Genomic DNA, 12,732 nt, shown 5'->3' on the forward strand with positions numbered 1-12,732 from the left:
GTGCTATTTGTTAAAACAACATTGGTGTTGACAAGCAGTGCTTTATTGAAAAATAGGTACTACTTATTTTTGATCAAGCACTTAATCTGCAAAAATAGGCAGGATTATCGGAAAAGTGGGAATAATCTACTCTTCTGGTAGCCATTCTACGTTGAGCACCTTTGCATTTATACCCACTTCCCCAAAAAACTCTAGCCACTGGAGCTGCTGTGGAGAGAGCGAATCGGTCGGAGATTTTACCTCAATAAACTCATATCCTGCAGCATCCCACACAAAAAGGTCGGGAAAGCCTTTGGTATGTTCGCTTGGGTTGTGGGCAATTTCCAGCATTACCTTTTTGAGCGGATCCGCTGGGACTTTGCTGGTGAGCGTGTCCAACAGCGTAGGTAGCTCATCAAACCAATGGACAAAAGGGTTCATGATCCCGTTTTTTTCCTCAAATGTTTTGTCCAAGTATTCCTTAAGCCGCTTGGGCTTGTCTAAAATTTTGAGCTGCTTGTGGAGTTGGGATTCTCGCTTGGCAAAAAACTCAGGTTTCCGCAGGTCGGAAGGACCTCGTTGGAATGGGTTATGGATGGTTTCAGGGTCGCCTTTGAAAATCACATCCCAGAAAAGCATTCCGAACAGTCCTCTCCATAAGATGTTTTCCACCCAAGCCCCTTCTTTTTCTTGGGTATAAAAATAATCGAGCACGCCTATTTCAACTTGGTATTGGAAGGAAATAGGGATGGAAATCTTATCGGCTTCTTTTTGGAAAATGGTGGTGCTTTTGAGTCGTTTTTTCTTTTGGATGCGGTTGGAAAAATCGATAGCAAAATAGCGTTCATCGGCATTGTTGGCATCTTGCATCATGGTTTGGCAGAGCTTAAGTGCGGCTTCTGTTTCGCCTGTGGCGTGGAGTAGGCGGGCTTGTCGCTCACGTGAAGGCGGTTTGTCGGTAGTTTGGTAAATCCGCAAGGCTTGTTGAGGCATGGTTTGCCTTTCGAAAAACCTTCCCATTTTCAGCACCAGCCTATCAAGTACGCGCTGTGCTGGCTCGGTAAGTTCTTGAAGGTTAAGCAGCCAAGCATCTAGCTCGGCGTATAGCTCTTCTGGCTCAACTTCCTCCCGCATTTCCCTAAAATATTGGTAGAGCTTGGTGAGGGCGAGCTTTTCCTCGGCTTCTTTTCTCGAACCAAAATATGCAGACATTTGGCTCTCATCGAAATACTCAAACTTTACGTGCCCGATGTCTCGGACCACAAAGCGAGTCATGTCTGTATAGAGGTTGCCAAAATATAAAAAGCGAAGCATTTCTGTTTCTTCTTCAAAGCCCTGCATCACCATAAGTTCCTCTTTGCCTAGGCGGGGAAAGAGCGTCGTAATATCGGTTTTTTCAGCTAAAAGACTTACCAAATCGGGCTTTTTCAACTGCTTTATTCCTTTTGTATCTAAGGCTTTTACCTCAGGAAAGGCTAGGAGTTCGGCTTTGCTGAATACCTCAAAAACTTCCATGGAAAGCTCGGGAGGGGTGTTTTCTAGAGGAAGGGCGAAGCTTTGGGAAAGTAGCAGTTCTAGTTTGGCAGGGATGTTTTCAATTTCGGGATAACTGAATTTTTTGATCCTAAAAAAACGCCCTCGGCGATTGAGCATGCGCAGAAAAAGGCAGCGAGCATCTTCGGGTAGGTTTCTGAATGATTGGATGAAATATTGTTCTCCTTCGCTGAGCAATTCGGGGCATTTTGCTTCCAAAAAGCACAACATTTCCTCGTAGTAAGTGAGGTAGTATTTGGGAGGGAGTTCTATTTCAGCCAATTTGATTTATTTTTTATTCCAGTTTGCACAAAAAAAGCAGAGCTAAATATAGCCCTGCTCCATGAAATAGTGAAGACTCACGCAAATAGTTTTTAAGCGGATTATTTAGGCGCTTTTGCGTTCACCATATAACCTTCTGCAAAGAACCTGTATTGGTCAAATACAGACCTTACAGCTCTTTTGAGGTAACGATCATTGTCAAATTCTTTGTTGCCAAATACACCGGCGGCATATCCTTGCCAAATCACTTTTCTTTTCTTCCTGTCGTGAAGGAGGACGAGCAAAGTTCCTCTTTTGAGGTCGTATTCTACAGGATTGTATTCTTCTTCTTCATTTTCTGTACGAGCCCATGCCTCAATGTTGGGTTGGCTATAGCCCATGAATTCGAAATCGTCGAAGAAAATCCTATAAGAAACCAACAAATTCGGTTTGCTGTCGGACCTTTTGTAGCCTTGTAGCTTCATTCGGTAACTTATAGCATCTTCAATAATACTATTGTAAATAGATGGGTCTTTGTCGGCGTCAGCTTGTTTAACAAACGTGTACGTTTTGTACTTTTTGAACTTTCCACTGTAACTGTAGTCCGATTCTATTAGATAATCCTTAGAGCTGGAGCAGCTAAATGAAAAAAGAACGATAAAAATGTAAATTGGTAGTAAACCACTTAGCTTCATAGTTTTAAATGTTTTAAGAATTTTGATGACCAAAATATCCAAGTAAAAAAGAGTATAATATGCCGAAAACAGATATATTATCTATTTTCTATGTATAGCATCTCGAATAGCATCGAGATGGAACATGTTCACAAATGAAGAAGTGTTGTTGGTGTTTAGTTGTAAATCAACCGAGGGTCGATTTGGTAGTTTTATGTGAAACAGTACTTGTACTGTTATGTGAGTTAGGGGTAATTAAGTGTCAGGATAGTAAGACTTTAGATAGACCAGAAGCTATAAAGTCAGGTGGAGAACACGATTGGTCGTGAATTGGTAATTATTAGTTGAGTATACTTTGAAGATAATCAGATTTTTAAGATAAATGTTCAAAAAATGGTATTTTTTTTCTGAATATGCCAATAAACTTGCTAGGATATTGGATATGTTATAATCATAATAGGGATTTTTCAATATTTTCCCATTTGTATTTTTTCATGAAAAAGGCATTGTGTATGCTTCATGCTATAATAGTTAGAGAGCAGAGCTAGATTATATGTATTTTTGGGGTTCATTTTTAACTTGAGTTTACTGTGATAGAAATAGGAAAATATAACGATCTGAAAGTACTGAGAGAATCGGGTGACGGTTTGGTGTTGGGCGATGGAATGGGTACGGAAGTGTATTTGCCCCAAAAGCACTGTCCCGAGCGAGTAACAGCTTCGCTCAATGTGTTTGTGTACCAAGACAATGAAGGGAAAAAAGTAGCGACAACAGAAACTCCAAAAATTTTGGTGGATGAATTTGCCCTGCTACAAGTGGTAGATGTGACTGATTTTGGAGCATTTTTGGATTGGGGGATGGAAAAAGATTTACTAGTGCCTCTTAAAGAGCAGCAATCCGATATGCTCAAGGGTCGGTGGTACATTGTGTTCATGGATGTAGACCAAGAAACAGGTAAACTTTACGCTTCGAGCAGATTGGATTCTCTTTTGCAAAATTTTGTAATCAATGTAGAAGAAGGGGAGGAGGTAGATCTGATGGTGATGAGAGAAAGTGGCTTGGGCTACGAAGTGATCGTGAATAATGAGCACAAGGGCTTGGTGTATAAAAATGAGGTATTCAAAGATTTGAATGTGGGTGAAAGGTTGAGGGGATATGTGAAAACGATACGGGAAGATAAAAAGTTGGATATCAGTATTCAACCTCTTGGTTATCGTAATTTTATAGATGCTAATACTGAACTTGTTTATACAAAGCTTCAAGAAAATCAAGGCTTTTTACCCATCACCGACAAAAGCTCTCCCGATGAAATTTATGCCCTGTTCGGCATAAGTAAAAAAGCGTTTAAAAAAGCTATTGGCGCTTTGTACAAAGATCGGAAAATAGAGCTCCATCCTGATGGAATTAAGCTTGTATAAAGCTGTTGGGAATAACTCAGTTTCCTAAAAGAATGAAGCCCCTTGGTACACCTGAGGGGCTTCATTCTTTTTATCAATAGATCATAAGTAGATTTATTTTCCTACCAATCTGGCTTGCCATTGTCTCTTTTCTTGGACTTCCTTTTCATTTGCTGGTAGTACTGAACTTCGTTGTTCCTCATTGCCTCCAAAATCATCTTAGCCATCTCCTCTGTCATTTTTATCTCATCCAGCCTTTGTTCTTTCATTTGTTGCTGGTCTTGCTCCTGCTGCGACTGCTCCTCTTGCTCGCCTTCCTGTTGCTGAGGATCTTGAGGTTGTTCTTGCTCCTGCTGTTCCTCTCCTTGTTCTTGGCTTTGTTCGCCTTCTTCTTGGTTTTGCTGTTGCTGTTCTTGCTCCTGTTGCTCTTGTTCCTGCTCCTGTTGTTGCTGATCTTTGTTTTGCTGCTCTTGCTGATCCTTTTGTTCCTGCTCTTGGTCTTTCTTCTGCTCCTCTTGATCTTTTTTGTCTTTTTTCTGGTCTTTATCCTGCTTTTGTTCCTGCTCTTCCGAGAGTTTCTTTACCAGTTCGTAATTATACCTTGCCTCCTCATTTGCAGGGTTTGCTTTTAGGGCTTCCTTAAATCGAGAAAGGGCTTCTTTGTATTTTTGTTTTTCAGCAAGTATTACCCCCACTTGTTGGTTGGCTACCGAACGAAGTTCTTTAATGTCGCTTTGGGCAATTTCGCTATACTTAGAAGCAGCTTCTTCTGTTTTTCCTGTTTTGTAATAGCTATGGGCAAGGTTGAGGGTTATGTGCGGATCGGTTACTTCTAGTGTGTCTAGCAAATATTGGTAATGCGCTGCCGCTTCTTCAAATTCTTGATTCAGGTATGCCGTTTCAGCCTTCTTTTTATAATCATTGACTTTTGCGACATCATCAGGACCGCCTCCCATCATTGCTGCCGAGAAAAATAAAAGCAAAAACTGTTTTATCATTATGCTGTGACTTTGTTGATGATTAGATCAAATTTTTAAACACGCTCTTAAGATAACCAAGCAAGCCGTCGGATCGGCTAGATTTTAACAATTTTAACAGTGATGAGCAGGTCTAATACAATCAGCACCAGTGCCGCGATTAGGAAATAGTAATACCTGTTTGCCGAAGCATCTACCTGCCTGGCATTACGGAATTCCCCCTCTATATCGTCGATGGCGGCAATCATTTTTGGGACATCATTTTTCTTATCGCTAACCTCAAAATACTTTCCCCCTGTAAGAGAAGTAAGTTTTTTAAGGGATGCGTCGTTCAAGGTTGTAACAACGTCTTCTCCTTCCTTATTGCGCTTAAACCGATACCCTTGGGGTATTTTACTTCCTTTTTTGGTCCCAATACCCAAGGCAAAAAGTCGGATGCCTTTCTCTTTTATCTCTTTGGCAATGGAGATAGTTTCATCACCAAAGTCTTCCCCATCACTTACCAAGATCACAATTTTAGATTGCTGTTGGGTAACTGATTCCTCATCTGATTTGATATGTTTTTTGAGGGCAATGTCAAGGGCAGGGGAGAAGTCTGTGCCCGAAGAAGAAACCAAACCAGTGTTCATGGTTTCTATGAAGACCATCAGGGCGTTTTGATCGTAGGTAAGCGGACATTGCAAAAAGGCATCGGAAGAAAATATGATCAGACCTACTCTGTCCGAGCTAAACGCATTTACCAAATTCTTCAATTCAAATTTGGCTTTCTCTAAGCGAGAAGGCTGTACGTCATCGGCATCCATAGAAAGCGAAAGGTCCATCAATACATAAATATCCTTTCCAATGGTCTTTACCTCTTTTCTCGATTCGCCTATAGAAGGACCCAAAAGGCAAAATATCATTAAGAAAAAATACAAGCTGCGGATGATAAGTTTGGATAGTAAACCTCCCGCTCTGCTTTTCACCTTTCTTGCCACTCTGTAAGTCCTGATAATAAACACAGCGTAGAGGAGAACAAATAAAGCAATAAGTGCGACGTCTATAAATCCGATATTTCTATAAAAAACAAAATCCATAAATTTTCAGAGCTATAACTATTGTGTCAAAAGTCTTTCTACCTTTTTTTAGTATAAAAATATAGATCAAGTACAAAAATGACCTTTGCTATACCAAACAAAAATATACAAAGAGGTGGATTAAAACTAAGTTGATTTTTTTTTTGAATTGCAAAGTATTGACTCCCAATATAGTTAGCTAATTTTTTTATCTTTATTTAACATTTTAGCGAAATTAGGTTTGGATTATAGGGATTAATGCCTTTATATTTGCATCACTTTTCGCAGGAAGGGTAATCAAAATAGGCACAGGAGAGTTGCCTGAGTGGTTAAAGGAGCAGTTTGCTAAACTGTCGACGGGAAACTGTCGCGTGGGTTCGAATCCCACACTCTCCGCAAAGGTTTGGCGTAACAAAACCAAAAGTTCTTTTAATTGAAACACACGTTCGGGGTGTGGCGCAGTCCGGTTAGCGTACCTGCTTTGGGAGCAGGGGGTCGCAGGTTCGAATCCTGCCACCCCGACATAGAGAGTTAAAAGCACGCTTTTAACTCTCTTTCTTTTAATACACTTTTCACTAAGTGTGGAGGGTCTTGTAGCTCAACTGGATAGAGCAACTGCCTTCTAAGCAGTAGGTTCCAGGTTCGAGTCCTGGCAGGATCACAAACATTGAATAACAGCACAACACAACCCATAGCACATTCGAGTTATGGGTTTTTTTATGTTTTAACATTTCTAAATATCCCCCTCCTTTTTGAATTGTCTACCGTCTATTTGTAGGAAACAAACTAACTACAAAGATGACTCATACAAGTATCAGCTTTAGATTTAGGAATTCGAGTTCAAAAAAAGAACATGGAATTATTTATGCAAGGGTTACAATTAATGGTGTACGCTCAACCGATTTTACAACTGGCATCACTACAACAAAAAACAAATGGATCAATCGATACCAAAATGGATTGGGTCTAAAACTGGAAAAAATAAAATCCGAATTGCTAGAAGCGTCGGCAACAGCAAATCACCAAGTAGATTTAGTTAAGCATACTTGGAAAAAAGGAAATATACCTACTACCCTTGTAGAAATAGGTGAGCAATTACTTGCGCAAAAAGGTATCAACCCTAACATTTCTGTAGGTACCTACAGGGCAAATAAGGCAAAATTGAATAACCTAATCTTATTTGATTCAATTACACCTATTAAAGATATCGACGAAGATTGGGGATATTCTTATATGGAATGGTGCATGTCTAAAAAAGGGTTTTCTAGAAACCATTCACTAAAACAAGTCCAATTCGTAAAACATATTCTAAAATATGCAAAGAGAAAGAAAATAATATCAATGAATGGACTAGAAGATTTTTATTTTGGTTTTGATCCAGGGAAGATAGTTTTTCTCAACACTGAAGAAATTAAAATTATAGAGAGTGCTAAATTTGCTTCCCGAAATCTAAATACTGTTCTTGATACATTTATCTTTCAATTCCACACTGGGCTGTCATATGAAGGGTTATATAAGTTTCAAAAGGACAAAGTAATTACAAAAATACAAGGGAAAGCCTGTATTTTAGATTATAGGCAAAAATCAGAAGTACATTACTTTATTCCTTTAGAAAAAAAAGCGATCGAGATTCTCGCAAAATACCCTCAAGGCCTCAAAGTTTTTTGTAATGCTTATTACAATCGCATATTGAAAGAGATCGCTATGATACTGAGCATTGACAAAAGGCTTACAACCCATGTTGCCCGCAAGACTGCTGGAATGAGATGGCTTGATATGGGGTACTCAATCGAATCAGTCTCACTAATGTTAGGACATAAAGATATCAAAACAACCCAGTGCTGGTATGCAAGGGTGATGCCAGAAAGGGTGTTAAGAGAAACTGAAGAAATTCACTTGAAAAAATCCTATGCTTAATCACTTTACCGGTTTGGGATCATGAAAGGTCAGTGACTTATCAATATTTTAGGGTTAATTTTTAACCCAAAGAAGCTTTCAAGACAAAGGCATCCTTTTTTGTAACCATTAAGTTATATTTGAGCAACTAAAAATATATAATTTTTAGTTTAACTATTACTGGAAACGCACGGCAGGTAGCTAGTGCGTTTTTTTATGGGCAAAAATGAACTCAAGTATTTTTGCCCATAAAAACTAATTTTGGATTCCCAAACCTAAGTCAAGTCCTATTTGAACCAAAAATGGAAAACATCATAACAAACTAAAATTATGCCATTAAAAAAAATAAAATAATTTTTACAAGAATAAATAGTACTTTATTAATATTTGAATTATTCACCTTGATACCATACCACATACCTTGCACCACCATTTTTAGTGATATTTCATGGGCGCTCCCCCTCAACAACCAAAAAAGTGGCCTAGCCCAAATTAAAACAAAGTAAAATACGATAAATATCACATATGTAAGATATCCCGCCACATATTCAAATTGCCAAAACCCGGCTTACCAACAAGTTTTTTTTGATGCAATTGCAGGTTATTATTGCGTTGTACTAGCAAACAACACTCATAGCAAACAATAATAAATATGACTTTTTATAACTACTACCCAAGAGTCCCCCTCGTCCAAATCGACCTATCACCGACTAAATACTTACCGACACTAATGGAAATACCCTTGGGATCTTTATTATAGACACCTAATCTAAAAATACTGCATAAACAAAAACAACAACACTTGCTTTTGGCAAGACAGGAGACCTATGTCCTATTTAAACAAACAACAAACTTCAATACAAACCAAGATGCAACTAAGGAAACTGATACCGATGTTCCTAGGGCTATTTTTGGCTGCAAATGCATCCTATGCCCAATCTTCGCCCAAGGCCTATTATGCCATAAAAGATGGGGGCTGGTCAGAGCCCAGCACATGGTCTGAGACAGTAAACGGCCCTGCCGCGACAAGTTACCCACAAGGACAAGACAACGTGTCCATATCAGGGTACAATGTCACGATCGCCCCAGGCCTCAATATCACATGTGGGACAATCACCTTGGGAGACTATAATAACTTTCCTGGGATCCTAACAATAAACAGTTCATTGTTGACAGTCTACGGGAAAGTTCTTCTAAAGAAAAACGACCCATTGGTCAACGGGACAAAAATCAATATAACCAACAACGGGAACATCTTGGTTGAAGAAAAGACCGACGTGATCATAGACATAACCCCCCCCTCCGCGCCCTCGGAATTCGCCGTGGCGACCAAGACCTCTACCAGCGTATCGCTCCAGTGGGGCGCCTCCACGGACAACGTGGGCGTCACCTCGTACAGCATCGACATAGCGGGAGGGGGCTCCTCATGGACGGAGGACGGCATCCCCGGCACCTCTACCGCTCATACCGTGGTGGGCTTGTCACCAGATACGGAGTATATCTTCACGGTCAAGGCGCACGACGAAGCGGGCAACGAGTCTGAGGAGAACCCCCAGGTGACCGAGACGACCGACCCTGCGCCCGTCGCATCCTTCTACAGGGGGATCAACCTCGGCGGTGGCGGCTCGGTGACGATAGGTGGCAACACCTTCGACCCAGGGTATGCGGACAACGTGGCGTACACGGGCGCGGAGTACAACCTCAACTGGATACCGTGGGACGACGCGCCGACAGACCCGGCGGAGAGAGAGCTAATCGACAGGGCGGTCGCCGGGGACGGCGCGTCCGTGACCCTCACCAGCGTGCCCAACGGCACCTATGAGGTATACCTCTACCTTGTGGAATGGGAATCCGGGACCAAGGTACTAGACATCACGATCAACGGCCAGCTGGTCGAGGACGACTTCAGCCAGCCTGAGAAGGGCTGGTCGAGGCTAGGCCCTTGGCAGGTGGAGGTCACCGGCGGGCAGATACAGGTCGCCACGTCAGGGGCCAGCGCAGGAATCGCAGGACTCGAGGTGCACTCGGGCACGACAGGTGGCGGGGGCGATACGACAGACCCCAGTGCTCCCACATTCCTGACGGTGGACGCAACGGGGACGACCTCTACCAGCGTATCGCTCCAGTGGGGCGCCTCCACGGACAACGTGGGCGTCACCTCGTACAGCATCGACATAGCGGGAGGGGGCTCCTCATGGACGGAGGACGGCATCCCCGGCACCTCTACCGCTCATACCGTGGTGGGCTTGTCACCAGATACGGAGTATATCTTCACGGTCAAGGCGCACGACGAAGCGGGCAACGAGTCTGAGGAGAACCCCCAGGTGACCGAGACGACCGACCCTGCGCCCGTCGCATCCTTCTACAGGGGGATCAACCTCGGCGGTGGCGGCTCGGTGACGATAGGTGGCAACACCTTCGACCCAGGGTATGCGGACAACGTGGCGTACACGGGCGCGGAGTACAACCTCAACTGGATACCGTGGGACGACGCGCCGACAGACCCGGCGGAGAGAGAGCTAATCGACAGGGCGGTCGCCGGGGACGGCGCGTCCGTGACCCTCACCAGCGTGCCCAACGGCACCTATGAGGTATACCTCTACCTTGTGGAATGGGAATCCGGGACCAAGGTACTAGACATCACGATCAACGGCCAACTGGTCGAGGACGACTTCAGCCAGCCTGAGAAGGGCTGGTCGAGGCTAGGCCCTTGGCAGGTGGAGGTCACCGGCGGGCAGCTACAGGTGGCCACGTCAGGGGCCAGCGCAGGCATCGCCGGACTCGAGGTGTATTCTGTAGAATAAAGATTAAATCACGTCTTGACCAAAACAACATATATATCGCTCATGGCCATCACATTGGCGCTCGCCCTTCCCTTCTGGGCAAATGCGCAGGACAGCCTTGCCTCAAAGTGGGGCTGGGGTGGCGGGTTCGGGTTCTCTAGCTCTGTGCCTTCCAGTCTTGTACTGTCGCCCTCGCTGGAATACTTGCCAAACAAGACATTCAGGTTTGGCACGGGTATCCTAGCGGGCTATAGACAGCAGGCAGAAAGCAAGGGTAACAACTCGGGATGGGACATCGGCGGCAGGCTCTATGGCGACCTGTTGTTCCACGAAAAGCTGCCATGGCTGCAAGTGGGGTACAAAGCATCTTTGCAACCCGACAGCCTGGGCAAAAAAGACTGGATACATTCTGGCACCGTGGGCATCGGCTATTCCATGCAGATGCGAAAGGGAAAACAGTTCAGGCTGTTGCTCTCAAGGGATTTCTTTTCTGATAAAGAACCGGAAAAAATAACCTTGGGCGACTGGAACTTCGGGGTCTCCCTTGCGGGAGGGCTCGGCAGGAAGCAAGGCGTGGGAAAACCGTTCTCTTCCTTTTTGTCTTCCCTGAAGCCCAGTTTCCAGAAAATGGACACCGCAAGGGACGCGAGGACATTTAAGGAACGGCTGGCCTTCGGCGGGGACTTTTCCCTCAGCCCGGACAAAGAAAACAGTTCGCTGAGGCTCTCGCCCATGATTGCCTACGAGCCCAACAGGTTCTCCAGCATAGGTATCGGCGCAAACTTTTCTTACTTGGCGACCAAGGAAAAGGACGGGGAGACACAAAAAGAAAAAGAGGAAATAAATTACGGATACAGGGTATTCGGCAGGCTGTCGCCAGTAAGCTGGCTGCCCTATGCACAGGTGGAGCTGGAGGGGATGTCCAGTTCGGACAGCCTCGGGGCGGGCAGCTTTGGGCATACTTGGCTGCTTGGCGGGGGATATAAGTTCCCTATTGGGGAACTTGCCTCGCTCAACGCTTCCGTGCTCAGGGACATGGGCGCGGCACCGGGCACAGAAAGCCCTTGGGTGTTCAGGATGGGCATAGAGGCAAGTCTTGGAAGCCCGGGAGACCAAGGGGGCTGGATAGACGGGATGAAGGAAAAGCCTTTCACTCCGGGGATGATGATGGTCGCCCCTATCCTCAAAAAACTAGGGCTGGAGGGCAATATCAGCATTATCCCCGGTGACCCGGCAAGGATCGATATCTCCCCTGTCTTCAATATCAAGCTCGACAGCATGTTCACCTTGGGCATAGGGCCAAGCGTACAGATGGGCCAAGATATGCTCGAACAAGGTTGGGACTTCTCGAAACTGGACTATGGGGGCAGGGTATACGCCCGCTTCCAGCCAAGGAAAAAAGCACCTTATGTACAACTGGAATACGAAGGCATAGGGGCGCTAGACTCCCTAGGAAAAAGGGAGCTGGTCTCCTCGGTACTGTTCGGGGCGGGATATTCCGCCGAGCTGCCTCTTGTGGGGAACGTAAGCTTGACGGTGCTAAGAGACTTGACCTATAGCGGGCCGACAAGGACACATGGAAGCCCCTGGGTATTCCGGACAGGGCTGGGCAAAAAACTGCCCTTCGAGGACAAGCCGATACCCGGGACGAGGGCACCGACACCTGTCAAGAACGGGTTCGACCTGTACGACCTGGAGGGGAACCTCGGGTTATCATTGGGGGAGCTAATGCAGGTAGACCTCTCGCCCGCCTTCTCCTACAATATAAAAAAATGGTGGAACGCGGCGGCAGGTCCGGTCTTCCGCTATGCCAAAGATAGCAATTCGGGAAGGGACGAGGCGATATACGGGGCAAGGGCATTTACGAGGGTCTTGCCCAAATATGCCCTGCCCCACATCCATTTCGAGGGAGAAGCCCTCAATTCGGGGCTGGACGCAAATGGAAAGCCTGTTGACAGGCAATGGCACATGGCACTCCTGCTTGGTGGCGGGCTCAACTTCCCCATAGGTAACAAGGCGGCTATCAACATCACTGCCCTGAGGAAACTAGGCTGGGACAGCCCCACGCCTCTCCACAGGGAAAAATGGGACATCCGGATGGGACTTAAGATTTAAGATCATGTGATTTTTGATAAAAACGCAATAAGTCAAAATATTAAAACATAGTGTAACAAACT

At 44.7% G+C, this 12,732-nt stretch carries 8 protein-coding genes and 3 tRNA genes; 7 read left to right on the forward strand and 4 right to left on the reverse strand.

Annotated features, from left to right (window positions below; translation table 11 throughout):
- Window positions 1–126 precede the first annotated feature (126 nt).
- Window positions 127–1,794 (reverse strand): VRR-NUC domain-containing protein, encoded by a 1,668-nt coding sequence (locus R9C00_04625; protein ID WPO36731.1) that lies wholly within the window; start codon window positions 1,792–1,794, stop codon window positions 127–129.
- A gap of 101 nt (window positions 1,795–1,895) precedes the next feature.
- A complete protein-coding gene (locus tag R9C00_04630; protein WPO36732.1) occupies window positions 1,896–2,468 on the reverse strand; it encodes a DUF4136 domain-containing protein in 573 nt (190 codons plus the stop codon).
- A 569-nt stretch (window positions 2,469–3,037) separates the two neighbouring features.
- Here R9C00_04630 and R9C00_04635 point away from each other — a divergent pair.
- Window positions 3,038–3,865: a S1-like domain-containing RNA-binding protein gene (locus R9C00_04635; protein ID WPO36733.1), complete on the forward strand. Its 828-nt coding sequence runs from the start codon at window positions 3,038–3,040 to the stop codon at window positions 3,863–3,865.
- Window positions 3,866–3,966: 101 nt separating this feature from the next.
- On the opposite strand, the gene R9C00_04640 is transcribed toward R9C00_04635, so the two are convergent.
- Window positions 3,967–4,842, reverse strand: coding sequence for a hypothetical protein (locus R9C00_04640; GenBank protein ID WPO36734.1), 876 nt, complete (start codon window positions 4,840–4,842; stop codon window positions 3,967–3,969).
- A 77-nt stretch (window positions 4,843–4,919) separates the two neighbouring features.
- A complete protein-coding gene (locus R9C00_04645) occupies window positions 4,920–5,897 on the reverse strand; it encodes a VWA domain-containing protein (GenBank protein ID WPO36735.1) in 978 nt (325 codons plus the stop codon).
- Between the two features lie 290 nt (window positions 5,898–6,187).
- On the opposite strand from R9C00_04645, the gene R9C00_04650 reads away from it, so the two are divergent.
- The 6 genes from R9C00_04650 (at window position 6,188) to R9C00_04675 (ending at window position 12,670) form a co-directional block, all read left to right on the forward strand.
- Window positions 6,188–6,272, forward strand: a tRNA-Ser gene (locus R9C00_04650).
- Between the two features lie 51 nt (window positions 6,273–6,323).
- Window positions 6,324–6,398: transfer RNA gene (locus tag R9C00_04655), tRNA-Pro, on the forward strand.
- A 65-nt stretch (window positions 6,399–6,463) separates the two neighbouring features.
- A tRNA-Arg gene (locus tag R9C00_04660) sits at window positions 6,464–6,537 on the forward strand.
- Window positions 6,538–6,674: 137 nt separating this feature from the next.
- Window positions 6,675–7,793, forward strand: a complete 1,119-nt coding sequence (locus R9C00_04665; GenBank protein ID WPO36736.1) for a tyrosine-type recombinase/integrase — start codon at window positions 6,675–6,677, stop codon at window positions 7,791–7,793.
- A gap of 1,148 nt (window positions 7,794–8,941) precedes the next feature.
- Window positions 8,942–10,576 (forward strand): fibronectin type III domain-containing protein, encoded by a 1,635-nt coding sequence (locus tag R9C00_04670; GenBank protein WPO36737.1) that lies wholly within the window; start codon window positions 8,942–8,944, stop codon window positions 10,574–10,576.
- A gap of 42 nt (window positions 10,577–10,618) precedes the next feature.
- On the forward strand, window positions 10,619–12,670 hold the full coding sequence (locus tag R9C00_04675; GenBank protein ID WPO36738.1) for a hypothetical protein: 2,052 nt from the start codon (window positions 10,619–10,621) through the stop codon (window positions 12,668–12,670).
- Window positions 12,671–12,732 lie beyond the last annotated feature (62 nt).

The sequence above is a fragment of the Flammeovirgaceae bacterium SG7u.111 genome (assembly GCA_034044135.1).
GTDB lineage: Bacteria > Bacteroidota > Bacteroidia > Cytophagales > Flammeovirgaceae.